Origin of the sequence: Ensifer sp. (assembly GCF_031989085.1) — a bacterium.
In the GTDB taxonomy this organism is placed as follows: Bacteria; Pseudomonadota; Alphaproteobacteria; order Rhizobiales; family Rhizobiaceae; genus Ensifer.
Window position 1 is genome coordinate 164627 of the sequence record NZ_DALZXU010000006.1, and the last position, 22945, is coordinate 187571.

19 protein-coding genes and 1 riboswitch are annotated in these 22945 nt (G+C 64.5%); of the genes, 10 read left to right on the plus strand and 9 right to left on the minus strand.

Going from position 1 to position 22945, the window contains the following annotated elements:
• Positions 1 to 17: 17 nt before the first annotated feature.
• Positions 18 to 1262: a Gfo/Idh/MocA family oxidoreductase gene (locus RTP54_RS22830; RefSeq protein ID WP_312365890.1), complete on the plus strand. Its 1245-nt coding sequence runs from the start codon at positions 18 to 20 to the stop codon at positions 1260 to 1262.
• A gap of 72 nt (positions 1263 to 1334) precedes the next feature.
• On the opposite strand, the gene RTP54_RS22835 is transcribed toward RTP54_RS22830, so the two are convergent.
• A complete protein-coding gene (locus RTP54_RS22835) occupies positions 1335 to 1805 on the minus strand; it encodes a pyridoxamine 5'-phosphate oxidase family protein (RefSeq protein ID WP_112832486.1) in 471 nt (156 codons plus the stop codon).
• A 274-nt stretch (positions 1806 to 2079) separates the two neighbouring features.
• Here RTP54_RS22835 and RTP54_RS22840 point away from each other — a divergent pair, with 274 nt between their 5' ends.
• Both RTP54_RS22840 and RTP54_RS22845 read left to right on the plus strand, forming a co-directional pair.
• Positions 2080 to 3555 (plus strand): SLC13 family permease, encoded by a 1476-nt coding sequence (locus RTP54_RS22840; protein WP_312365891.1) that lies wholly within the window; start codon positions 2080 to 2082, stop codon positions 3553 to 3555.
• A 171-nt stretch (positions 3556 to 3726) separates the two neighbouring features.
• A complete protein-coding gene (locus RTP54_RS22845) occupies positions 3727 to 4899 on the plus strand; it encodes a glycerate kinase (protein WP_312365892.1) in 1173 nt (390 codons plus the stop codon).
• Positions 4900 to 5025: 126 nt separating this feature from the next.
• Here the strand turns inward: RTP54_RS22845 and RTP54_RS22850 are convergent, their stop codons facing one another.
• A complete protein-coding gene (locus tag RTP54_RS22850; RefSeq protein ID WP_312365893.1) occupies positions 5026 to 6438 on the minus strand; it encodes a S8 family serine peptidase in 1413 nt (470 codons plus the stop codon).
• A gap of 158 nt (positions 6439 to 6596) precedes the next feature.
• Here RTP54_RS22850 and RTP54_RS22855 point away from each other — a divergent pair, with 158 nt between their 5' ends.
• The gene (locus RTP54_RS22855) at positions 6597 to 7139 is read left to right on the plus strand and encodes an RNA polymerase sigma factor (RefSeq protein WP_112815089.1); all 543 of its coding nucleotides are present in this window, start codon (positions 6597 to 6599) and stop codon (positions 7137 to 7139) included.
• Positions 7136 to 7948 carry an anti-sigma factor gene (locus tag RTP54_RS22860; protein ID WP_312365894.1) on the plus strand — a complete coding sequence of 271 codons (813 nt, stop codon included), beginning with the start codon at positions 7136 to 7138 and terminating at the stop codon, positions 7946 to 7948. Before RTP54_RS22855 ends, RTP54_RS22860 begins: the two co-directional genes overlap by 4 nt.
• 3 nt (positions 7949 to 7951) lie before the next feature.
• On the opposite strand, the gene RTP54_RS22865 is transcribed toward RTP54_RS22860, so the two are convergent.
• Entirely contained in the window at positions 7952 to 8446 is a 495-nt protein-coding gene (locus tag RTP54_RS22865; protein WP_312365895.1) for an Lrp/AsnC family transcriptional regulator, read from the minus strand.
• A 103-nt stretch (positions 8447 to 8549) separates the two neighbouring features.
• Between RTP54_RS22865 and RTP54_RS22870 the strand changes: the two genes are divergently transcribed.
• Genes RTP54_RS22870 through RTP54_RS22880 form a run of 3 tightly spaced genes read left to right on the plus strand, consistent with a single transcriptional unit; the run spans position 8550 to position 12222 of the window.
• Positions 8550 to 9758, plus strand: coding sequence for a diaminopropionate ammonia-lyase (locus RTP54_RS22870; RefSeq protein ID WP_312365896.1), 1209 nt, complete (start codon positions 8550 to 8552; stop codon positions 9756 to 9758).
• 5 nt (positions 9759 to 9763) lie between these two features.
• A complete protein-coding gene (locus RTP54_RS22875) occupies positions 9764 to 10939 on the plus strand; it encodes a M20 aminoacylase family protein (protein ID WP_312365897.1) in 1176 nt (391 codons plus the stop codon).
• A gap of 44 nt (positions 10940 to 10983) precedes the next feature.
• Positions 10984 to 12222, plus strand: coding sequence for a Zn-dependent hydrolase (locus RTP54_RS22880; protein ID WP_312365898.1), 1239 nt, complete (start codon positions 10984 to 10986; stop codon positions 12220 to 12222).
• A gap of 149 nt (positions 12223 to 12371) precedes the next feature.
• Here the strand turns inward: RTP54_RS22880 and thiC are convergent, their stop codons facing one another.
• The 3 genes from thiC to RTP54_RS22895 all read right to left on the minus strand — a co-directional run bounded on the left by thiC (position 12372) and on the right by RTP54_RS22895 (position 17810).
• The gene (gene thiC / locus RTP54_RS22885; protein WP_312365899.1) at positions 12372 to 14192 is read right to left on the minus strand and encodes a phosphomethylpyrimidine synthase ThiC; all 1821 of its coding nucleotides are present in this window, start codon (positions 14190 to 14192) and stop codon (positions 12372 to 12374) included.
• A 95-nt stretch (positions 14193 to 14287) separates the two neighbouring features.
• Positions 14288 to 14420, minus strand: a riboswitch (TPP riboswitch).
• A gap of 153 nt (positions 14421 to 14573) precedes the next feature.
• Positions 14574 to 15938, minus strand: coding sequence for a sigma-54 dependent transcriptional regulator (locus tag RTP54_RS22890; RefSeq protein ID WP_312365900.1), 1365 nt, complete (start codon positions 15936 to 15938; stop codon positions 14574 to 14576).
• 3 nt (positions 15939 to 15941) lie between these two features.
• The gene (locus RTP54_RS22895) at positions 15942 to 17810 is read right to left on the minus strand and encodes an ATP-binding protein (RefSeq protein ID WP_409517186.1); all 1869 of its coding nucleotides are present in this window, start codon (positions 17808 to 17810) and stop codon (positions 15942 to 15944) included.
• A gap of 228 nt (positions 17811 to 18038) precedes the next feature.
• Between RTP54_RS22895 and RTP54_RS22900 the strand changes: the two genes are divergently transcribed.
• The gene (locus RTP54_RS22900; protein ID WP_312365902.1) at positions 18039 to 19364 is read left to right on the plus strand and encodes a dicarboxylate/amino acid:cation symporter; all 1326 of its coding nucleotides are present in this window, start codon (positions 18039 to 18041) and stop codon (positions 19362 to 19364) included.
• Between the two features lie 235 nt (positions 19365 to 19599).
• On the opposite strand, the gene RTP54_RS22905 is transcribed toward RTP54_RS22900, so the two are convergent.
• Positions 19600 to 20316: a helix-turn-helix transcriptional regulator gene (locus RTP54_RS22905; protein ID WP_112811208.1), complete on the minus strand. Its 717-nt coding sequence runs from the start codon at positions 20314 to 20316 to the stop codon at positions 19600 to 19602.
• Between the two features lie 76 nt (positions 20317 to 20392).
• Here RTP54_RS22905 and RTP54_RS22910 point away from each other — a divergent pair, with 76 nt between their 5' ends.
• Positions 20393 to 21004 carry a glutathione S-transferase family protein gene (locus RTP54_RS22910; RefSeq protein ID WP_312365903.1) on the plus strand — a complete coding sequence of 204 codons (612 nt, stop codon included), beginning with the start codon at positions 20393 to 20395 and terminating at the stop codon, positions 21002 to 21004.
• Between the two features lie 98 nt (positions 21005 to 21102).
• Here RTP54_RS22910 and RTP54_RS22915 read toward each other — a convergent pair whose 3' ends face one another.
• Together RTP54_RS22915 and araH are read right to left on the minus strand one after the other, a co-directional pair.
• Positions 21103 to 21987 (minus strand): aldose 1-epimerase, encoded by an 885-nt coding sequence (locus RTP54_RS22915; RefSeq protein WP_312365904.1) that lies wholly within the window; start codon positions 21985 to 21987, stop codon positions 21103 to 21105.
• A 6-nt stretch (positions 21988 to 21993) separates the two neighbouring features.
• Positions 21994 to 22944, minus strand: coding sequence for an L-arabinose ABC transporter permease AraH (gene araH, locus RTP54_RS22920; protein ID WP_312365905.1), 951 nt, complete (start codon positions 22942 to 22944; stop codon positions 21994 to 21996).
• Position 22945 lies beyond the last annotated feature (1 nt).

Here is a 22945-nt window from a genome sequence, read left to right on the forward strand (position 1 = left end):
CAATCTGGGAGAAGAGAATGACACAGCTACCGAAGCAGACGCTGCGCGTGGGTTTCGTCGGAACCGGCTTCATCGCCCACTTCCACCTGAAGTCGATGATCGGCGTGCGCAACGTCGAAGTGACCGGTGTCTTCAGCCGCAAGGCGGAAAACCGCGAGAAATTTGCGCGCGAAGTCGAAGCACTCGGGCTCGGCACCTGCCGCACGCATGAGAATCTTGAAGCGCTGCTGTCGGCTGACGACGTCGATGCGATCTGGATCCTGTCGCCGAACTACACGCGCCTCGATGTGATGCGTTCGTTGCACGGGGCGATCAAGTCGGGCCGTAGCAAGGTGTTCGCGGTCGCCTGCGAGAAGCCCCTGGCGCGCACGGTAGCGGAAGCTCGCGAGATGCTGACGCTTGCCGAAGATGCCGGCCTCAACCACGGCTATCTCGAAAATCAGGTGTTCTGCACGCCGGTGCTGCGGGGCAAGGAAATCATCTGGCGCCGGGCCGCCTCCACCACAGGCAGGCCCTATCTGGCGCGCGCGGCAGAGGAGCATTCCGGACCGCACGAACCCTGGTTCTGGCAGGGCGACAAGCAGGGCGGCGGCGTGCTCTCCGATATGATGTGCCACAGCGTCGAAGTGGCGCGCTACCTGCTCACCGCACCCGGCGCACCGCGCAATTCGCTGAAGATCAAATCGGTCAACGGCACCGTCGCCAACCTGAAATGGACGCGTCCCCACTATGCCGAACAGCTGCGCAAGCGTTTCGGGAGTGATGTGGACTACCGCAACCGTCCCTCCGAGGACTTTGCCCGAGCCACCGTGACGCTCGAGGATCAGGACGGCAACGAACTGATGATCGAGGCGACGACCTCCTGGGCCTATGTCGGCGCGGGGCTGCGCATCCAGCTCGAACTGCTCGGGCCGGAATACGCGCTCGAATACAACTCGTTGAGCACGGGCCTGAAGATCTTCATGTCCCGCGAGGTCACGGGTTCGGAAGGCGAGGATCTCGTCGAGAAGCAGAATGCCGAGCAGGGGCTGATGCCGGTGCTCGAGGACGAGGCGGGCGTCTACGGCTATACGGACGAGAACCGTCACATGGTCGAGTGCTTCCGCAAGGGCCAGAAGCCGCTCGAGACCTTCGAGGACGGACTGGCTGTCGTGGAGATGCTGATGGGGCTTTATCGCTCCGCCGAGATCAACGCGACCTTGCAGTTCCCGGCCCCGGAACTTGAACATTATGTACCGGTCGTAGCCCGCAAGGGCGCCTGATCGGGCTTAGTCGAGACCGGCGGGGGAAGCCCCCCCGGTTCGGCGAACCAGCCTGGTCTTCGCACCGGCGTGTCAATGCGATGCGAGGTCCACCCGGTCTTCGCCGGCGGCGCGCCCGGTCATCTCGTCGATATCGATGACAAAGAAGAGGTGATGCGACGCAGCCGCAACGCCCTCTTCGACCGGCTTCAGGCCGCCCGGTTCCCACCAGTTGGTGCGTTTTTCCAGCAGAGACCAGGCGTGCATGTGTTCATCGTGCCCTTCTCTGGTGTCGGCCAGTTCGCGATATCTGCCGTAGATCACGGCGCTCTTCCAGCTTTCCCGTCCTGCCAATTCGTCGACCTCGACGCAGACGCGCGGGTTCGTGCGCATCCAGTCGACCTTCCGGCCGGGCATCGAGAAGCCATAGAGCCGGTTGGTGCTGTAGGCATATTGAATGGGAACGACATAGGGCTGGTCGTTTCTGGCGCAGGCCAGCCGGCCGATGTGATTGGAGGAGACGAGGCCGATACACTCCTCACGCGACAATTCCCTGACGAACATGTTTCGTTTCCTTCAACGGTGAACTGCGAGCTGAGGATTGTGGAGCAATCGCCGACCTCGGCATTGATATGGCGCAAGGCGAGCACATTGAAAGGCACCCTTTTGGTCGCGCCGGCGATCTCTCCCGCGGTGGAAAAATCGAAACGCGGCGCGTAACTGCCGGGAATAAACCCCGCCCGGCGCCGTTAGGCCCTCATCGAATGACCATGACGGTCGGTTGCCGTGCGTCTCTGCTGTCGCCAACCGACCGAACGAAGAAAAGGATCGGGCCATCATGACCAGCGTTCGGGCAATTGCATCGGAGCGAGACATCGTCATCGCCCCGGCCAGTGGAGGGCACGATTTCGGGGCGCAGATGCCGCTGCGCCAGGTGCGGCTGTTGACGGGCTCGATGCTGCTTCTTTTCGCGGCGATCCTGATCTTCGTCGCGGCCGACGGGCTGACCTTGCCGATGCGGTTCGCGCTGATGGTGTTTGCGACGACGCTGGTCTGCTGGACAATCTTCGACCTGCCGGAAACACCGGTGGCGCTGGCCGGTGCGCTCGCGCTCGGCGCGACGGGCACGGTCAGCGAAGAGGCGGTGTTTGCGGCCCTTGGCAACGATATCGTCTGGCTGATGATCGCCGCCTTCGTCATCGCCTCGGTGCTGCAGGCATCGGGTCTTGTGGAGCGTCTCACCTTCCGGCTGCTCGCGCCGTTTCGCCGCGTCAGCAGCCTGTTCTGGGCCTTGACGCTGACAATCTCTGCCTCGGCCTTCATCATTCCTTCCACTTCGGCGCGGGCGGCCATCTTCATGCCGGTGTTCCTGGGGCTGACGGCAGCGATAGGCAGGCCGGGCGTCACCCGGGCGCTTGCCTTGCTTTTCCCCTCTGCGATCCTGCTCTCCGCCGCCGCTTCGCTCACCGGTGCCGGGGCACATCTGGTCGCGGTCGACTTCATCCGCCGCAGTGGCGGCAACGCGCCTGATTTCTTCGACTGGGCGCTGCTGGCAGCGCCCTTCGGATTGATCACCAGTCTGACTGCCTGCGGCCTCATCCTCAGGTTCTTCCTTGGCGCCGAAGATCGCAATGCCCAGTTCGAGACTGCCATGCGGGACGAAAGACAGCCGCTGCTCGTGCAGGAAAAGACCTTGCTTGCTGTGACGGCGCTGATCGTTCTGGCGCTCGCGACGTCAGGCCTGCACGGCATTGCCTTGCCCTTCGTCGCGTTGATCGGCGCCCTGGTGATGGCGTCGGAAAAGGTTTCGGGCATGCCGTTTCGCAAGGCGCTGAAGACTGTTGAGTGGAACCTTTTGCTGTTCCTCGCCGGCACGCTCGTCATCGGCGAGGCGCTGATGAGCACCGGCACCGCGGCGTTGCTTGCCGAGCGCGCCATCGGCGTGCTCAGCCTTGTCGGCAAGCCGCCGGCCTGGCTGGTGATCCTGTTCACGGTGATCCTCGCGACATTGGCTCACATCGTCGTCGCCTCGCGGACGGCGCGGGCGACGGTGCTGATCCCGGCGCTCGCCCTGCCGCTCGCCGGCCTTGGCGTCGACCCGGCCGTGCTCATCATGGCAGCAACCCTTGGTAGCGGTTTCTGCCAGACGCTGATGGTTTCGGCCAAACCCGTCGCTCTCTTCGGGGGCATGGAACCGCCTGCTTTCACACCCTCGGATCTGATGCGGCTCGCAGCCATGCTGCTTGTCCCCTTCATCGGGCTTCTGACGCTTGTCGCCGTCGTCATCTGGCCGTTGATGGGTTTCGGCGCGTGATATAAGCGACTGAAAATATTGAATTTAGGTAAGGCCGGGGCTCACAAGCTCCGGCCTTTCCATTTTTTTGCATAGGCGGCGAAATAGTTTCGTATCGCGCGGAATAAACCCTTGGAGCTGCCGTTTCTCCCTTGCATCCGCATTGTCACAAAAACGCAAGGAGACTGTCACATGACACTAACCATTCTGGTTGCACCGTCTGGTTTCAAGGAAAGTCTGTCGGCGGAAGAAGCGGCCGATTGCATCGAGAAGGGCGTGCTGCGCGCCTGCCCTCAGGCACGGGTTCTGAAGGTGCCGATGGTCGATGGCGGCGAGGGTTTTACCAAGGCCCTGGTCGCCGTCACCGGTGGCACGCTGCACGAATGCGTCGTCACCGGGCCGCTCGGCACGCCGGTCCTGTCGCATTTCGGGTTTCTCGGCGGCCAGGACGAACCGGTCGCCATCATCGAAATGGCGGCTGCCGCCGGCCTCCGGCTGGTGCCGCGTGATCGCCGCAACCCTTGCATCACCTCGAGCTACGGCGTTGGCGAACTGATCCGGGCGGCGCTCGACGCCGGCGCGCGCCGCATCCTGCTTGGTTGCGGCGACAGCGGCATCAATGACGGCGGCGCCGGCATGGCGCAGGCGCTGGGCATCGCGCTCATCGACAAGGATGGCTTGCCATTGCCACCCGGCGGCGGCGCGCTGGGTCGGCTCGCCCGCATCGATCTCTCCGCCCGCGACCCGCGCCTTGCGGATGTTCGTATCGATGCGGCCGTCAACTGGCACAACGTGCTTCTCGGCGAACGCGGCGTTGCCCGGGTCTTCGGCCCGCAGAAAGGGGCAACGCCCGCGCAGGTCGAGGTTCTGGCCGATGCGATGGAAACCTATGCGGCGGCAATTCACCGCGCCACCGGCATCGAGGTCGGCAGTGCTCCTGGCGCCGGCGCGTCGGGCGGTCTCGGTGCCGCCATCCTCGGGCTGCTCGGCGGCACGCTGCATCCGCGCTACGACATCGTCATGCAATATCTCGATCTCGACAGCATGATCGCGAGGGCGGATCTCATCATCACGGCGGAAGGCAGCCTTGATGGTCAGACGCCGTTCGGCAAGGTGCCGGCGGAAGTCGGTCACCGCGCCAAGGAGGCCGGACGTCCGGTGATTGCGCTCGCCGGCACCATCGGCAAGGGTGTTACCTTGAACTTCGAGCATGGCATCGACGCCTTCGCCTCGATCCTGAAGGCGCCCTGCAGTCTCGATGATGCGATCAACGCGGCACCGAAGCTGCTGGTCCGAGCGGCCGAGGATGCGGTGCGCATGGTCCGGGTCGGCATGCTCCTGACCGAGCGAGGACTTGCGGCCTGATTGAACCAGGCATGACGGCTCCGGCGGAAAGGAGGTGCGCAATGCGACACCTTCTTTCCGCCGGAGCTTCTTTATGGGCTCGATACGGGACGTCCTGCCGCCAGGGAGCGGCGAAAAAGCCCGCCACTATGAACGGCAAAGCTCGCGCGCGTTGAGAACGCCCCAGCCGAATACGGGATCCTTGCCGGGCGCGCCGACATCGTCTGCGGTTTGCGCCACGAGCTTGCCGATCTCCTCGGCCGAAAGCGAAGGGTTCGAAGCCCTGAGGATGGCGACGGCTGCGGTCACGAACGGAGCGGCGAATGACGTGCCGGTGCGCGGCCGGCCACCATCGACGGACGCGGCCGTCCAGACGCCGGTGCCAAGCGCCGCAACGTCGATATGCTCTCCCTGCGCGGCGCGGCGATAGGGGCGGAAATTGCGGTCGACGGCGGTCACCGCGATCAGTTCGGGGTAGGCGGCGGGATAGACGGGCTTTGCCCTTGGGCCATCGTTGCCGGCGGCCGCGACCTGGAGGATGTTGCGCTCGGCAACCAGCCCGACGGTCTTTTCGAGCAACTGGTTGTGCGGGCCTGACAGGCTCATGTTGATCACAGTCACGCCGCGCGATGCCAGAAGATCGATCGCCCTGATGAGATCATAGCTCTCGGCGACATCGGCGTCGCCGTTCGTTTTCTGGAAGGCGTCGACGGCGATCACGCGTGCATCGCGCAGCAGACCGGGCGCGCGGCTGTCCTGCCGGCCGGCGATGAGAGCGGCAACAGCCGTGCCGTGCTGGCGCCCGGACTCAGGCGCTTCGTCGGCCGCCAGCCGGATGATGTCGAGGTCGATGCCTTGAAGTGCGGGGTGGTCGGGGTTGATTGCCGTGTCGATCAGCCCGATCGGACCGGCGGCGGTGCAGGCCTTGCCGGCATCGGGTGCGGGCCAGCCGATCGCCGTGCGCACCAGCGCGCAGCGGCCTTCACCGCAGGGAGCGGGCTCGGCGCTCCCCTGGTTCGGATCGAAATAATGGTTGAGATCGGCAACGGCACCGGGTGCGGCAGCGGCGACTTCCTGGCGCGCGGCATCGAGCGTCATGCCCGTGGGCACCGAAAGCTTGACGATCTCGGATCCGGAAAGGCCGAGGGATTGGCGCCCCCGGGTTGTGAAGCCACGTTCGCCGAGGCGGTGGATCGCGGCTTCGTCGAGGCCGATCGCGATGATTTCGCCGGGAACATGGGTTGGTTTGCGCACAGGCGGCGGGCGTCGGGCGACGCGTTTTTCCGGTGCACCCCGAAAGAGATCGAGGAGATTGCCGCCACCGCGCCAGGTGCCGCTCGATCCGCGATCGGATGACCGGTTCGATGACGAGCCGCCGCCGCCACCACCGCCGTCATCATCGTCTCCGCCGCCATCGTCGTCGTCCGCATGGGCCGGCGTGATGAAGCCGAAAGAACTGCTGGTGGAGGAGCCGGCCACGCCGGATGCGACGATGTCGCCATGGGCGACAACCAGGCCGCAGATCGATGCGGCCGTCAATCGGAGCAGGTGTTTCTTCAAGGCATTCTCCTCGTCCCGACCGCGCCGGGGTGGATCAGCTTACCGTGAAAGGCTGGCCCGCCGGTGGTGACATTTGCGTGTGCTTCCCATATCGCTCAACGGATGAATCGACAAATTATTCCCCCGCGTGCCCGTCGAAGCGCCGGAAGGAACGCGAAATGACCGAACAGGACATCGCCTTCGGCGAACGCCTGGTGGCTTTCCTGCCGAACCTTCGCCGCTTCGCCATCTCGCTATGCCGTTCGCGCGATCTCGCCGACGACCTCGTGCAGGCCGCTTGCGAGAAGGCGCTCGTTGGTTCGGAGCGGTTCGAGGAGGGCACGCGCTTCGACGCCTGGATGTTCCGCATTCTGCGTAATCTGTGGATAGATCAGCTTCGCCGGCAGAAAACGGCGGGGCCGACCGAAGAAATCGATGCCCAGCCGGAGCTTGCCGTTGCCTCCGGCGAGGCGGGCTCGGAAGCGCGCATGACGCTGAAGAACGTGGCGACCGCCATCGACGGCCTCGTGCTGGAACAGCGCGAGGTGCTGCTTTTGACCTGCGTCGAGGACCTCTCCTACAAGGAGGCGGCCGAGGTTCTCGGCATTCCCATCGGCACTGTCATGAGCAGGCTTGCGCGCGCCCGCAAGAATCTTGCTGAAGCGGCGGGAATAGAACCGCCAGCCGCGCGTTCACCGGATATGAGAGGCGGGGCAAGATGAGCGACATGGAATTCACCGACGAAATCCTGATGGCATTCGCCGATGGCGAGCTCGACGAGGAGACGACGCGCCTTGTCGAGGCGGCGCTCGAAACGGACGACGAATTGATGACACGCGTTGCGATGTTCATGGAGACGCGCGCCGCTTCGAGCGAAGCCCTGAAGCCGCTGCTCGACGAGCCGGTTCCCGATCATCTGGCAGACAAGGTGCGCGCAATGGCCGCCGAAGCCGCAGCGCGGCGCGACGATGACAGGATGGCGGCAACGGCTGCCGCCGACGATCGTGCCAACGCGGACAACGTCGTTGCCTTCCGTCGGCCAGAAGCACACGCGCAACCACAGCGGCCCCTGTCGCAGGGAATGATGGCTCTGGCCGCCTCGCTGCTAATCGTCGTCGGTGGTGTCGGCGGATATTTTCTGGGCGGCGCGGGCCAGACGGGTATCGGCAGCCCCGAGGTCGCCGGCCTGGTCGATCCGGCCGTCGCCGGCATTCTCGACCAGCGTGCATCGGGTGAGGAACTGGCCGTCGGCGACGCGCAGCTGCGTTTGGTTTCGACCTTTGAGACCGGCGGAGAGCAGCTTTGCCGCGAATACGAGTTGAAGCGGCCGAACCTGCCAGACTTCGTCTCGGTGGCTTGCCGCAGCGACAGCGGCTGGCGGACGCAGCTTGCGATCGTCACGCCGGAAGCCGGTGAAGGCTTTGCGCCGGCGTCGTCGCTGGAAACCGTCGATGCCTACCTGACCTCGATCGGTGCCGGCGGCCCCCTTGACGCGGAAGCCGAGAAGAAGGCGCTTGCTGGCGTCAAATAACGCTCAGCGCGGCTTGTCCACCGGTACGGACAGGCCGACCTTGACGCGGTCCATGGTGACGAACGTCCGGAACCGCCGGATGTTCGGGTTGCCGAAAAACATGCGGCGGGTGAAGGCTTCGTAGTCGCCCATCGTCGGCACGATCACGACCAGCATGAAATCGACGTCGCCGGTGACGTAGTAGCATTGCTGTACTTCGGGTGCGGCCGAAAAGGCGGCCTTGGCCGCATCCAAAAGCGCGATCTGCTCGCTTTCCACTTCCACCTCGACGAGGATCGTCAGCGCCTGGTTGACGCGGGCCGGGTCGATCACGGCGACGTTGGCGCGGATGACGCCGCTCTCCTCCATGCGCTTGATCCGCCGCTGGACGGCCGGCGCTGACAGGTTGACCGCTTCGCCGATCTGCCGTTGTGGCGTCGTGTTGTCCTGCTGCAGGATCGAAAGGATCGCGAGATCGAAGCGATCGAGCGCCGCCGGTGCGGTCTTGGAAGCGGCCATCATGTCCTCGTGGTGGTTTACAAACTTGCATCTGACGACGCCAATTAGAGCGCATTTCTCTCGCCCGGTGAAATAGAACTTCACGAAACGAGGAGATTGCCCCATGCTCATTCGCAACCATCATGTCGATTTCGGATCGCCGCTTTTGCCCGAAGACGCCGAGATCCTCTCGATCCCGGCGGCAGCGGAGGTCGAGCGCATGTTGTCTCGCCGGGACGATCATCGCGAGACGCCGCTTCGCTCGCTTCCGGCGCTCGCGGCCGAACTCGGCGTCGGGGCGCTCTTCGTCAAGGATGAAGCCCACCGCCTCGGGCTCGGCAGCTTCAAGGCGCTTGGCGGGTCCTATGCCGTGATCCGGCTGGTGCTGGAGGCGGCGCGCAAGCGGACCGGCCGCAACGTCGATGTCGACGATCTGGCGCATCCCGACATAAGGGCGGTGGCACGGGAAATGACGTTCGGCTGCGCGACGGACGGCAATCACGGCCGCTCGGTCGCGATGGGGGCGCAACTGGTCGGCGCGAAGTCGGTGATCTTCGTGCACCAGGGCGTCAGCCGCAAACGCATAGAGGCGATCGCGCAATATGGCGCCGAGATCGTCCGGGTCGAGGGAACCTACGACGACTCGGTCGAATTTGCAGCGAAGGTCTGTGGCGAGCGCGGCTGGACTGTTGTGTCCGACACGTCCTGGCCGGGTTACGAACATATCCCCGGTCTCGTCATGCAGGGCTACACGGCGCTCCTGTGCGAGGCGCTACGGGAAATGGTCGCGCCGCCGACCCATGTTTTCGTCCAGGCGGGCGTCGGTGGCATTGCGGCGGCAACGGCCGGCCATCTGGCGCTGCGCTACGGCAAGGATCGGCCCCGCTTCGTCGTCGTCGAACCGGCGCGCGCCGCATGCCTCCTGGAAACGGCCAAGGCCGGGCATCCTGTGAAGGTGGCGCATGGCGAGCCGACCGTCATGGCCATGCTCGAATGCTACGAGCCTTCGCTTGTCGCCTGGCGTATTCTTTCGCGTGTCGCCTGCGCCTTCATGACCGTCGACGAGGAGGATGCCGTTTCCATCATGAACCGCCTGGCGCGCCCGACAGGTGCAGATCCGGCCATCGTCGCCGGCGAGAGCGGTGGCGTTGGTCTCGCCGGCCTTGTCACCGTCGCCGGGGATGCGAACATGCGTGCCACCCTCGGGCTCGATGCCGGCTCGCGAATCCTGGTGATCAATACGGAGGGCGCCACGGACCCCGAGCGCTATGAGGAACTGGTCGGTCTGCCAGCCTCGACTGTCGCCGGCACCTTGAGCGTGGAAAGGGTGTGAAACCGATGGCAAACGTGGATGTCGAGAGGCTCGTGGCCGAGATGACTGCATGGCGTCATGATCTGCACGCCCACCCGGAATTCGGCTTCGAGGAGAAACGCACGGCGGCCTTTGTCGCCGCCAAGCTCCGGGCGTTCGGTCTGGACGAGGTCGCCGAAAATGTTGGCGGTACCGGCGTCGTCGGCACGCTCAGGCGCGGCGCGGGAAACCGCGCGATAGCGCTGCGCGCCGACATGGACGCGTTGCGCATAACCGAGCAGGGGACCGCCGCGTATTGCTCCACCCGGCCGGGCACCATGCATGCCTGCGGTCACGACGGTCACACGGCCATGCTGCTCGGGGCGGCCAAGCTTTTGGCCGAGGAGGGCGGCTTCGATGGCACCGTGCGCTTCATCTTCCAGCCGGCCGAGGAATGGGGCAAGGGCGCGCAAGCTATGCTCGCTGATGGCCTGATGGAGCGCTTTGCCTTCGACGAGATCTACGGCCTGCACAACATGCCCGGCCTTCCGGTCGGCAAGTTCGAGACGCGTCAAGGCGCGATCATGTCCGCCGAGGACAATTTCGAAATCACGCTCAGGGGCGTCGGCGGTCACGCGGCCCGGCCGCATGCCGGCAACGAAACGCTGGTCGCTGCCTGCGCCACCGTGGTCAATCTGCAGACCATCGTTTCGCGCAGGCTGTCGCCCGCCGATATCACCGTCGTCTCGGTGACGGAAGTGATCACCGACGGCACGCGCAACGCGCTTCCCGGTCTTGCCCGCATTCTCGGCGATGCCCGCAGCTTTCGGCCCGAGGTAAGCGCCAGGATCGAAGAGCAGATGCGCACGATCGCCAAGGGGACGGCGGATGCCTATGGCTGCGCGGTCGAGGTAAACTACACGCGCGAGTTCGTTCCCCTCCAGAATGATCCGGCACTTGTCGACCATGCATTTTCGGCGGCCGGCGTGGTGTTCGGAGCGGAGAATGTCGGCGTTGCCGCCGAACCGATGACCGGCTCGGAGGATTTCGCGCGGTTTCTCGCCCATGTTCCGGGCTGCTTCGTCTTCATCGGCAACGGCACCCAGTCCGCGCCACTGCACAATCCCACCTACGACTTCAACGACGATGCGCTGATCTTCGGCGCCCGCTTCCATGCGGAAATCGCCCGGCAGCGTCTGGCGGTTCCGGATGCCGGGCAATGACCGACGCACCGCAAAGCATCCGCCGATTCGAAAGCAACGCTTAGATGTCTCATTCTTCCATCAACGCCGGGCGCCTGCTGGCGCATATCGACGAACTCGGCGCCATCGGGCGGGACGATCAGGGACGGCTGACCCGGTTAGCCGCCTCCGACACCGAAAAGCAGGGACGGGATCGCCTTGTCGCATGGCTGGAGGCTGCGGGTCTTGACGTCGTCATCGATCGCATCGGCAATATCTTCGGCCTGTGGCAGAGCGAAGACAATGCCGGACTGCCGGCGCTGATGCTCGGCTCGCATATCGATACGGTCATCAATGCCGGTATCTACGATGGCTGCTACGGTGTCCTGGCCGGGCTTGAGGTGATCGAAACGCTGAGGGAGCAGGGTTTTGCGCCAGCGCGGCCGATCGCCGTCGCCGCCTTTACCAACGAGGAGGGCGTGCGCTACGCGCCCGACATGCTGGGCTCGCTGGTGCATGTCGGGGGCATTGCCACCGAGGCGGCGCTTGCGACGGTTGGAACCGATGGCACGACACTCGGGTCGGAACTGGCGCGCATCGGCTATGCCGGTGCCGTCGCGCCTGGCGCCTTGAAACCCCATGCCTATGTCGAGTTGCACATCGAACAGGGGCCGGTGCTGGAGCGCGACGCGACACCGATCGGCGCCGTCGAAAACCTGCAGGGAATTTCCTGGCAGCGTATTATCATCGACGGCGTCGCAAACCACGCGGGCACCACGCCGATGGCGATGCGTTGCGACGCGGGTCTTGCGGCGGCCCGCGTCGGCCTGTTCCTACGTGATCATATCGCGCGATCGAACGCCCCGAGCGTGGCGACGGTTGGCACCATGCGCTTCGAGCCGGACGCGATCAACGTCATTCCTTCGCGCGCGGTCTTCACTGTCGACTTGCGCGACCCGGACGAGGAGCGCCTGCAGGCGCTGGAAAATACGCTTGCAGGGGAATTGCGCAGGATCATTGCGGAGGAAGGCGTGACGGTCACCGTCGAGCGGCTGGCCCGCTTCGAGCCGGTGACATTCGATCGTGCGATCGTCGAGGTGATCGAGACGTCGGCAAGCGCCCGTGGGCTGAAGTGCCGGCGCATGACCTCGGGTGCCGGCCACGACGCCCAGATGATCGCCCGCATTGCGCCGGCGGCGATGATCTTCGTGCCAAGCCGCGATGGCATCAGCCACAATCCGCGTGAACACACGGCTCCGGCCGACCTCGTCGCCGGCGCCAATGTTTTGCTTGATGTGGTCAGCAAGATTGCGGGCCGGCCTTAGGGAGGGCGCGTCACAACTACCGGACTGTCGAACGTCAAGGCACTCCCACCGGTCATACTCGGGCCAAGCCCGAGCATGACGGAAGAAAGGTGCGCACGCGTGACAAACATAGCGATGCCCGACAAAAATGACCCCTGCTGCCGTCGTCGCTAACCTTCGGCCGCAGCGACCTCCACTGGCATATAGAGGTCGCCACCCTCGCGATATTTCGCCGCCATCGCCTGAAAGCCTTCCTTCTGCGCCTCGGCGCGGATGTCGTGCGAGATCCGCATCGAGCAGAATTTCGGGCCGCACATCGAGCAGAAGTGCGCGACCTTGTGCGCCTCCTTCGGCAAGGTCTCGTCGTGGAAGGCACGCGCAGTCTCCGGGTCGAGCGACAGGTTGAACTGGTCCTCCCAGCGGAACTCGAAACGAGCGCGCGACAAGGCGTCGTCGCGGGTGCGGGCGGCCGGATGCCCCTTGGCAAGATCAGCGGCGTGGGCGGCGATCTTGTAGGTGATGACGCCCACCTTGACGTCGTTGCGGTCGGGCAGGCCCAGATGCTCCTTCGGCGTGACGTAGCAGAGCATGGCGGTGCCGAACCAGCCGATCATCGCCGCTCCGATCCCGGACGTGATGTGGTCGTAGCCGGGCGCTATATCGGTCGTCAGCGGCCCCAGCGTATAGAACGGCGCCTCGCCGCACACGGCGAGCTGCTTGTCCATGTTCTCCTTGATCTTATGCATCGGCACATGGCCCGGACCTTCGATCATCACCTGGCAGTCCCTGGCCCAGGCGATCTTCGTCAGTTCGCCCAGCGTCTCCAGTTCGGCAAATTGCGCGGCGTCGTTGGCGTCGGCGATCGAACCGGGGCGCAGGCCGTCGCCGAGCGAAAACGACACGTCATAGGCGCGGCAGATATCGCAGATCTCCTCGAAGTGCTCGTAGAGAAAGCTCTCCTTGTGGTGATGCAGGCACCACTTGGCCATGATCGAGCCGCCGCGCGAGACGATGCCCGTGACACGGTTGACAGTCAGCGGGATGTAGTGGAGCCGGACGCCGGCATGGATGGTGAAGTAGTCGACGCCCTGTTCCGCCTGCTCGATCAGCGTGTCGCGATAGACCTCCCATGTCAGGTCCTCGGCGATGCCGTTGACCTTTTCCAGCGCCTGGTAGAGCGGCACGGTGCCGATCGGCACCGGCGAGTTGCGGATGATCCATTCGCGGATGTTGTGGATGTTGCGCCCGGTCGACAGGTCCATGACCGTGTCGGCGCCCCAGCGCGTTGCCCAGACCATCTTCTCGACCTCTTCGGCCATCGAGGAGGTGACGGCGGAATTGCCGATATTGGCGTTGATCTTCACCAGGAAATTGCGGCCGATGATCATCGGTTCGGATTCCGGGTGGTTGATGTTGGCCGGTAGCACGGCGCGGCCGCTGGCAATCTCCCGGCGGACGAATTCCGCCGTGACGTGATCGGGGATTTGGGCGCCGAAGCTCTCGCCGTCGCGCAAGGTGGCGCGGGCCGCATCGCGACCGAGATTTTCGCGGATCGCGACGAACTCCATCTCCGGCGTGATGATGCCGGCGCGCGCATAGGCAAGTTGTGTCACCGCGCGCCTTCCGGTCGCGCGCAGCGGCGCGTGGCGGAAGGGAAACGTCGGCGTCAGCCGGTCACCCGTGGCAAAGCCGTTATCCTCCGGTCGCACGCTGCGCCCATCATAGGCCTCGACATCGCCGCGCGCGATGATCCAGTTGCGCCGCGGTCGCGGCAGCCCATCCTCGATGCGGATGTTTGCGTCTTCGACCGTATAGGGTCCGGAGGCATCATAGACCGTGACCGGCGGCTCGCCCGACGTCGGGTGCAGGGCGATCTCGCGCATCGGCACGCGGATATCGGGATGGATCGTGCCCGGCTTGTAGACCTTCTTCGAGGCAGGAAGCGGGCCCTTGGTGACGGAGAGGTCTGCGGGTTTTGTGGCAATATTCATGACGAGGCTCCAAGTTTGCGGTTGGAGACCCAGTTCTGAAGCCGGAAGGAAAAGACACGTCCGCCCCGAAACTCCGCGCGAATGACGGAATCGTGGCGTCGATGTCTGCACCGTCCCTACGCCAGTATGAACTGGATCAGGTTCAACGGGTCACTGCGCCTCGGTCGGCAAAAGCCGTTCCGACCAGCAGAATCTCAGCCCCTTGACGGGACCCCCCTGGTGAATGTCTTGAGATAGCCATCGATGAGGATGCGCCGTCAAGCGCTAATCCGGCGGTTGTGCCCTTCGCTTGTTGATCGCGCGCCAGGCCCATTGCTGTTCGCACGCTCTCTTCGCGCAGCTCCTGGCGGAAAAGTGCTGCGCATATTTTCTGGAAATGCCTTAGCGACCGGGCCTTTCGGATGCCGGGCGCTCGGCATAGTCGGCGCGGTTGATGCCGTGCCGTTGCAGCTTGTCGTAAAAGGTCTTGCGCGGAATGCCGAGTGCCTCGATCGTCGCCTTGACGTCGCCGCGCTGCGCCCGCAGCACTTCTTTGAGAATCTCCGCCTCATAGCGCTCCAGCCGTTCGGGCAGGGCAGCAGCGGATGTTGTCGCGCTCGCCGGCATTTGTCCAAGCGGGCCCTCGACGCCAAGGGCGACCCGTTCGGCAAAATGCGACAGCTCGCGCACATTGCCGGGCCAGGAATGCGACATCAGGTGATGGCGCACCGCCGGAGAGACGTCGGGCACCTCGCGCTTGAAGCGCTCTGCCGCGCGCGTCAGGAAATGCGAAAAGAGCAGCGGGATATCGTCCCGGCGCTCGCGCAGCGGCGGGATCGACAGGGTGATGACGTTCAGGCGGAAATAGAGATCTTCCCGAAAGTCGCCGCGCTGCGCCGGGTCGCCGAGATCGATCTTGGCTGCGGCGATCACGCGGATATCGACCGGGCGGACCAAATTGGTGCCGAGCGGCGTGATTTCGCGGGCTTCAAGCACGCGCAGCATCTTCACCTGCGTTGCCGGCGGCATTGCCTCTATCTCGTCGAGGAAAAGCGTGCCGCCGCTCGCATGTTCGATACGGCCGATGCGCTTCTTCAAGGCGCCGGTAAAGGCACCCTGCTCATGGCCGAACAGTTCGCTTTCGATCACCGTCTCCGGCAGCGCGCCGCAGTTGAGCGCGACGAAGTTGCCGTCGCGGCGCCGGCTCCAATTGTGCAGCAGCGTCGCCACCACTTCCTTGCCGCTGCCGGTCTCGCCGGCGACAAGTACATCGACATCGGTGTCGGCGATATGTCGCAAGGTCTGGCGCAGTCGCTCCATGACCGGCGTCTGGCCGATCAGCGGCAGGCTTTCGCCGGCCACTTCGGCTGCGCGCTTCAGCGCGCGGTTCTCCATCACCAGCCGGCGTTTTTCGAGCGCGCGCCGCGCGCTCTGTACCAACCGGTCGGCGGCAAAGGGCTTGGGGATGAAATCGTAGACGCCGTCCTGCAGGGCCTGCACGGCCATCGGAATGTCGCCGTGGCCCGTGACCAGGATGACGGGAAGGTCGCGGTCAAAGCCTGAGACGCGGCGAAACAATGTCAGGCCATCGATCCCCGGCATGCGAATATCGCTGATGACGATGCCGCCGAAGTCGGGATCGAGCATGGCGAGCGCTTCCGCCGCACCGGGGAAGTCCGTGACGCTGAGGCCGGCCAGTTCGAGCGTCTGCTTCATTGCCTTGCGGAGGTCGCCGTCGTCGTCGACAAGGCATACGGATTGCTGCATCGCTCAGGCCCTCTTCAGTCGCACGGTGAAGACGGTGCCCTCAGGGCCTGTCTCGACGGCAATGTCGCCGCCGTAGTCGACGACAATTTCCTTGGAGATCGCAAGGCCAAGGCCGAGCCCCTGATCCTTCGAGGTGTTGAACGGCGTGAACAGGTCTTCAAGGATGTCGGGACTGATGCCGGGGCCGTTGTCTGCGACCACAAGCAAGACCGTGTCGGAGGTGCAGACCTCGCAACGCACCTGGATTTTCGCGTCCGGCCGATCGCCGAGTGCCTCTAGCGCATTCTGCAACAGGTTGATCAGCACCTGTTCCAGACGGATGCGGTTGCCGTGCACGCTGAGGCCGTTCTCCGGCAGGTCGACGACGATCGCGTCCATGCGGCCGGCAAAGCGGCTGCGAAGCAACAGCCGAGCCCCTTCGATCACCTCGCGCATGGCCGTCGGCTCGGCAACGAAGCGGCCCTTGCGGGCAAAGCTGCGCAGCTCGTCGGTGATGGTGCCGACCCGCTCGGTGAGGGCTGCGATGCTTTCGAGGTTTTCGACGGCGGTTTGCTTTTGTCCACGGTCAAGGAACGTGCGGGCGTTGTCGGCATAGGCGCGGATGGTTGCAACCGGCTGGTTGATCTCGTGGGCGACGCCGGCCGCCACCTGGCCGAGGATCGCCAGCCGGTTCGCCTGGACCAGTTCCTGCTGCACGGCCTGCAATTTCTCGCCGGTGCGCCGGTGGTCGGCGATCTCGGTTTCGAGATGATCGCGAGCGAGGCTCAGATCGTGCGTGCGTTCGGTCACGCGCCGCTCAAGCTCGTCGCGCGCGGCACGTTCATTGTTGGCAGCAAGCGTCGCCGACTGGCGGCGGCGAAGGAGAAAGGCGCCAAGCGCCAGAAGCGGCACAAGGGCGGCCAGCGCCAGCAACCGCGCTTCACGGCTCGCCGCGCTCAGGGCGTCGTCCAGCGGCGCGAGTTGCTCCAGCCGCCAACTGGTCGAGGGAACCATGGTCTCGACCCTCAGGAACTGCTTCTCGCTGTTCCCGGGTAGCAGCGCCGTCAGCATGCTCGAGCCGTCGCTGGTCGGCTCGATCCGCCGGAACGGCAGGGGCAGCAGCGAGGCGTCGCCGAACTGCAAGCTGTTGCGGATGGCTGCAAGACGGTCGGCCGGAATGTTGCGGGTGGTCATGAAACGCCAGGAGGGGAAGCTGGTGATAAGCACGATGCCGCGCCGGTCGGTGACATAAACAGGCTTGCCGGAAGCGAGCCAGTCGGCCTCGACCCCATCGAATTCGAGCTTCGCGACGACGACGCCGATCGGGCCGGCGGGCCCGTCGACCCGCCGCGAAATGTAAAGGCCCGGCCTTTTGCTGACGTTGCCCATGGCGAAATGCTCGGCCTTGCCGTCGCGCATCGCCATGCGGAAATAGTCGCGGAAAGCATAATCGTTGCCGACGAAACTGGTGGGCTCGCGCCAATTGCTGGCCGCAACCGCCACGCCGTCAAGACCGATCGCGTAGATCACCGCCGCGTTGGTATTTTCGGCCAGCGCTTCGAGCTTCTGGTCGAGGCGCTGCAGCGACGGCGCGGCCCCTTTTTCGAGCGCGGCCTTCACCTCGACGTCGTCGGCCAGAACCAGCGGCAGGGCGCGCTGGCGCTCCAGCACAGCCCGCAGCAGCGAAGCCTTGAGATTGGCGTCGATGCGGCTCTGGATATCGACCGCCGCCAACGCCTTGTTTCGTCCATACTCGCCGGCGACAAAGAGACCGGCGCTGAGCAGCGCCACCGCGACCACGGCGAAAATCAGCCAGGAACGGCGCATATTCCGGTCGAGATCTCCGGCTTTCAATGGGGCAGAGGCAGGCATTGTCATGGCGGAATTGTGCATTATTCCGCTCATATTTCCATATGCGTTGTGCGGATATCCGCTCAAATTTTCGTGTGCCCGAACCAGCCATCAATAAAATAGACCGATATTTCAATGGCATGATGGTGCGCGCCACGATCTGGCACGCCCATTGCAAATGACGTCCTCATGACAGCCCGAGCTGTCGCGCTTCTGAAAATGGCCCGGGAGGCCCGGCACGACGCCGGACTGGGCTTAGTGGAGGATATCATGATTATCGACCAATCCGCGGAACCGCGCGGCAAGACACCCTTCTATCGTCATCTCTATGTCCAGGTCCTGGTGGCGATCGCAGCGGGCATCCTGCTCGGCCATTTCTACCCCGAGATCGGCACGCAGCTGAAGCCGCTTGGCGACGCCTTCATCCGGCTGGTGAAGATGATCATCGCGCCCGTCATCTTCCTGACGGTTGCCACCGGCATTGCCGGCATGACCGATCTTGCCAAGGTCGGTCGGGTCGCCGGCAAGGCGATGATCTACTTTCTGACGTTCTCGACGCTGGCCCTCATCATCGGCCTTATCGTCGCCAATGTGGTGCAGCCGGGTGCAGGCATGCACATCGATCCTGCCTCGCTCGACGTCAAGGCGGTCACGTCCTACGCCGACAAGGCGCATGAGCAGTCGATCACCGGCTTCCTGATGAACATCATCCCGACGACGCTCGTCGGCGCGTTCGCCGAAGGCGACATCCTGCAGGTGCTGTTCATCTCCGTCCTGTTCGGCCTGGCGCTTGCCATGGTCGGCAAGAAGGCTGAGCCGGTCGTCGACTTCCTGCATGCGCTGACGCTGCCGATCTTCAAGCTGGTCGCGATCCTGATGAAGGCGGCGCCGATCGGCGCCTTCGGCGCCATGGCGTTCACCATCGGCAAGTACGGCGTCGGCTCGATCGCCAATCTGGCGATGCTGATCGGCACGTTCTACGTCACCTCGCTGCTCTTCGTCTTCGTCGTGCTCGGCGCGGTCGCCCGTTACAATGGCTTCTCGATCGTTGCGCTCCTGCGCTACATCAAGGAGGAACTGCTGCTGGTTCTCGGCACGTCGTCCTCGGAAGCGGCGCTTCCGGGTCTGATGAGCAAGATGGAGAAGGCCGGCTGCAAGCGCTCGGTCGTCGGCCTGGTGATCCCGACCGGTTATTCCTTCAACCTCGACGGCACCAACATCTACATGACGCTCGCGGCGCTCTTCATCGCCCAGGCGACCGACATTCCGCTGTCGCTCGGTGATCAGGTGCTGCTGCTGCTGGTGGCGATGCTGAGCTCCAAGGGCGCTGCCGGCATCACCGGCGCGGGCTTCATCACGCTTGCCGCTACGCTTTCGGTTGTGCCGGCGGTGCCGGTCGCCGGCATGGCGCTGATCCTCGGCATCGACCGCTTCATGTCGGAATGCCGGGCGCTGACCAATTTCGTCGGCAATGCGGTTGCGACCATCGTCGTCGCAAAATGGGAAGGCGAACTGGACGAGGCCCAGCTTGCCGCGACCCTTGGCGGCCGGGCGCTGCCGGAAAGCCCGGTACAGGGCCTGCAGCCCGCCGAATAAAGCTGCCTCCCAGGGCAAGACCGCATCTCGGTGCGGCAAGGCGTGGTTCACCTTCGGTGGGCCACGCCTTTTTCATTTTAGGATCAGCCGCGTGGCGCTGGTGCGCCACCACGCGGCCGACTGTCGGCAAGACGAAGCGTATTGCCGCAAAACGCATCGGCGTCGAACGCCACAAGGGCGATGAACGCCTCTATGTCGTTTCCGGAATGCTCAGAGTCCGCGTGCACGACACGGCCTATCCGTTGCGGTGGGCCGGCGCCGCGATCGGTGTCCCGGCATTCATGCGGGCGATGAAGTCGCGCAGCATAGGCACGCGCCGGGGTCGGAAGCTCTCGTCCGTCGCCCTCATTTCAGCGATGCGATCGATGCGGAACTTGCGGTAATCCTGGCGCAGGCAACACCAGCCAAGCAGCACAAGAACCTGTTCGAGATAGACGATGCCAAGCGGCAGCACGCGCCGTTCGCTGTGTTGTCCCCCGGCGTCGACATAGTCGATGACGATGGCCTGCTCCTGCCAGCAGGCTTCGCGTAGCAGGCCGACGTCGATATCCGGCACGGCCCTCTGCTCGAAACGATGAACCTGCGAGACCGCATGGATGGTCTGCTGCTGCAGCCGGTCGGGCAGGGTGGCCGTGATCTTCGACAGTACGGCTGTCGCGGCGCGTGCGAGCTCGGGCTCGCCCATGTGGCGAACCTCGCCGAGCCCGAGCACAAGGGCTTCGATTTCAAGGCGCGTGAAAGTTTGAGGCGGAAGGGCGATGTCCTCCGTCAGGCGGTAGCCGAAGCCACGCTCGCCGTCGATGACGGCGCCGGCGGCGCGCAGGCTGTCTATATCGCGGTAGAGCGAGCGCGGCGACACGCCGGTTTCCTCCGCCAGTCGCGCGGCCGTCACGGGCTGCGGCAGGCTGCGTAGCGCCTGGAGAAGACGAAACAGACGATCGCTGCGTGCCATGGTCCTACTGACGGAAATTGACAGTTGGCCCCGTTTATAAAGAGGCCAGACAGAAACCGCAATCGAGGTCTTTTCCATGTTGACGCTCTATCACGCCCCGCGCTCCCGCTCTTCGCGCATCATCACTTTGCTTCGCGAGCTCGATGCGCTCGACAAGGTCGACATCGTCATCGTCGATATCACCCGTGGCGACGGCAGCGGCGCGAAAGATCCGAGGAACCCGCATCCCGATGGCAAGGTGCCGCTGCTGGTGCACGACGGTGTCGTCATCTGGGAAAGCATCGCCATCATCCAGTACCTGACCGATCTGTTCCCGGCCAAAAAGCTGGCGCCGCTTGCCGGCGATCCCAAGCGCGGCCGCTATCTGAGCTGGCTTGCCTGGTATGCCGGCGTGGTCGAGCCGGTCCTGATCGCCGAGGCGGCTGGCCTTTCGCATCCCTATCTGCAGGCCACGTTCCGCGGCTCTGCAGAAATGGCGCAGCAGTTGGAGACGGCGCTCACGAAGAGCCCCTATCTGATGGGCGATGAATTCTCCGCTGCCGACCTGCTGCTTTATTCGCCGTTTGCATGGTACCCGGAGGCAACGCCCGACGTTCCCGCCGTCAAGGCCTGGATCGCGCGCTGCGCCGCGCGGCCATCGGTACAGTGGGCGGCAGAATTCGATGCGTCGCAGCAGGTTGCAGCGTAAGCGGCGAAACAAACGAGCTACGATGGCCAAAGCGCTGCGCGCCAATTGTGACGCGGCGCTTTGGTGTTTGAGTCGGCTGATCGGCCGCCCGTTCCCCTTCAACGCTCTTTCGCAATCAGGCGCGGCGTGAACGTGATCGTGCCGACAAGGCTTTCGTCGCTCTGAAGAACGGAAAGACCGCCGAGGCCGGGAAGGTGATGGCCGTTCGGCAGATGCGTCATCGGTTCGAGGCAGAAGAAGTCTGCATCTTCCGGGGTGTAGAGCATGAAGTGGCGGAAGGGGAGCCCCGCTTCGATCTCCAGGCAGAGGTCACGCTCCGTCCACTCGATCACAGCCTTGCCGTCCCAATCCTCATAGGCGTTGTTGAGCCATTGGCGCGGAAGTGGATTGCCGCTTTCGAAGTCCAGATTGCGCGGTATCGCCCCCGGCTGATCGGGCAGGTGACCGGCACGCTCGGTCCAGAAGCGATCGGCTTTTGCCCCCAACCGCGTGCCTGCGGTTTTCGGGAAGAAGGGATGGTGCCCGAGGCCCATCGGCAGCGCGAGAGCCGACCTGTTCGTCACCGCAAGCCTAATGGTCAGGCGGTCTCCGTCGACGCTGAAGTGCTGAACGGCATCATAGGCATAGGGGCTCGGCGCAACCGCGCGGTGTTCGTAGCGCAGGCATGCCTCGGTTTTGCTGTGCGAGGCCACCTCCCATGTCGCCAGCCAGCCGTCGCCGTGCAGATAACAGGGATCGCCGGCATTCCGGGGGAGGGCGTAGCGATGTCCGGCGAGGGTGAAGGTATTGCCCTCCAGCCTGTTGCCAAAGGGAACGAGCGGAAAGCCGGCTTCCGCCCCGTGGCGCTGAGACGCAAGGCCATCGGTTTCCGTGGGTCGAAAGATGGGGATGCCGGCATAGCTGCCAGAGAGGATCGAGCCGCCGAAGCGGCTCAATTCGATCGAAAGCGCGCCACTGGCGAGGCGCAGCGTGTCCCCGGACATGGGCTGCTAGGCTCGCCGCCCGGCAGCCGACGAGCGCAGGTTGTCGAGCAGCACGGCGAGCAGCAGGATGAGGCCGCGCACGACATACTGGTAGAAGGCCTGGATGTTGAGCAGGTTCATGACGTTTTCGGCGATGCCCATGATCAGCACGCCGACGATCACGCCCGTCATCGCCGCGCGGCCACCAGCCAGCGATACGCCGCCAAGCACGCAAGCGGAGATGACCGAGAGCTCGAGGCCGGTTGCAGCGTTCGGCTGGCCCGAGGTGATGCGCGAGGCGAGCAGCACGCCGGCAACGGCGCAGACGAGCCCCTGCAGCGCGAAAATCCAGATGCGCATGCGCGCGACATCGACGCCGGCCAGCCGCGATGCCTCCGGGTTGCCGCCGATCGCCAGCGTGTTCTTGCCGAACACCGTACGGTTTAGCAGGAAACCGAAGGCGACGAAGAGCAGCGCCATCACCCAGATCGGTGTCGGAATGCCGAGGAAGCGCGACAGCGCCAGCTGATAGAAGCTTGGGTCGTTGATGCCGACGGCGCGGCCGTCAGACGCGATCAACGCCAGGCCGCGCACGATCTGCATCGTCGCAAGCGTGGTGATCAGTGCGTTGATGCGGAAACGGGCGATGACGACGCCGTTGACCGTGCCGACGAGGCCACCGCAGATGAGGGCGGCGACGAGGCCGAGCAGGATCGAGCCGGTCGCATTCGATGCCATGACCGCGACCATGCCGGAAAAGGCGACCGTCGAGCCGACGGAAAGGTCGAAGTCGCGCGAGGCGAGGCAGAACATCATGGTGCAGGCAACGATGCCGATGGTGACGACGGACTGCAGCAGGCCGAGCATGTTGCGCTCGGTCAGGAAGTTCGGCACCGTCAGCGACACGACGAGAAAGGCGAGCGCGAAGATGACGACAAGGCCCTGTTCGCCGAGAAGAAGTTTTTTCAAGGAGGTCATC

What these genes read in the sequence shown, in the direction of transcription:
- RTP54_RS22875 (WP_312365897.1), top strand. Translation starts at nt 9,764, where the DNA reads ATGGCAAACGTGGATGTCGAGAGGCTCGTGGCCGAGATGACTGCATGG.
- RTP54_RS22890 (WP_312365900.1), bottom strand. Translation starts at nt 15,938, where the DNA reads ATGCAGCAATCCGTATGCCTTGTCGACGACGACGGCGACCTCCGCAAG.
- RTP54_RS22845 (WP_312365892.1), top strand. Translation starts at nt 3,727, where the DNA reads ATGACACTAACCATTCTGGTTGCACCGTCTGGTTTCAAGGAAAGTCTG.
- RTP54_RS22865 (WP_312365895.1), bottom strand. Translation starts at nt 8,446, where the DNA reads ATGGCCGCTTCCAAGACCGCACCGGCGGCGCTCGATCGCTTCGATCTC.
- RTP54_RS22835 (WP_112832486.1), bottom strand. Translation starts at nt 1,805, where the DNA reads ATGTTCGTCAGGGAATTGTCGCGTGAGGAGTGTATCGGCCTCGTCTCC.
- RTP54_RS22915 (WP_312365904.1), bottom strand. Translation starts at nt 21,987, where the DNA reads ATGTCCGGGGACACGCTGCGCCTCGCCAGTGGCGCGCTTTCGATCGAA.
- RTP54_RS22905 (WP_112811208.1), bottom strand. Translation starts at nt 20,316, where the DNA reads ATGGCACGCAGCGATCGTCTGTTTCGTCTTCTCCAGGCGCTACGCAGC.
- thiC (WP_312365899.1), bottom strand. Translation starts at nt 14,192, where the DNA reads ATGAATATTGCCACAAAACCCGCAGACCTCTCCGTCACCAAGGGCCCG.
- RTP54_RS22880 (WP_312365898.1), top strand. Translation starts at nt 10,984, where the DNA reads ATGTCTCATTCTTCCATCAACGCCGGGCGCCTGCTGGCGCATATCGAC.
- RTP54_RS22870 (WP_312365896.1), top strand. Translation starts at nt 8,550, where the DNA reads ATGCTCATTCGCAACCATCATGTCGATTTCGGATCGCCGCTTTTGCCC.
- RTP54_RS22830 (WP_312365890.1), top strand. Translation starts at nt 18, where the DNA reads ATGACACAGCTACCGAAGCAGACGCTGCGCGTGGGTTTCGTCGGAACC.
- RTP54_RS22910 (WP_312365903.1), top strand. Translation starts at nt 20,393, where the DNA reads ATGTTGACGCTCTATCACGCCCCGCGCTCCCGCTCTTCGCGCATCATC.
- RTP54_RS22840 (WP_312365891.1), top strand. Translation starts at nt 2,080, where the DNA reads ATGACCAGCGTTCGGGCAATTGCATCGGAGCGAGACATCGTCATCGCC.
- RTP54_RS22895 (WP_409517186.1), bottom strand. Translation starts at nt 17,810, where the DNA reads ATGCACAATTCCGCCATGACAATGCCTGCCTCTGCCCCATTGAAAGCC.
- RTP54_RS22855 (WP_112815089.1), top strand. Translation starts at nt 6,597, where the DNA reads ATGACCGAACAGGACATCGCCTTCGGCGAACGCCTGGTGGCTTTCCTG.
- araH (WP_312365905.1), bottom strand. Translation starts at nt 22,944, where the DNA reads ATGACCTCCTTGAAAAAACTTCTTCTCGGCGAACAGGGCCTTGTCGTC.
- RTP54_RS22860 (WP_312365894.1), top strand. Translation starts at nt 7,136, where the DNA reads ATGAGCGACATGGAATTCACCGACGAAATCCTGATGGCATTCGCCGAT.
- RTP54_RS22900 (WP_312365902.1), top strand. Translation starts at nt 18,039, where the DNA reads ATGATTATCGACCAATCCGCGGAACCGCGCGGCAAGACACCCTTCTAT.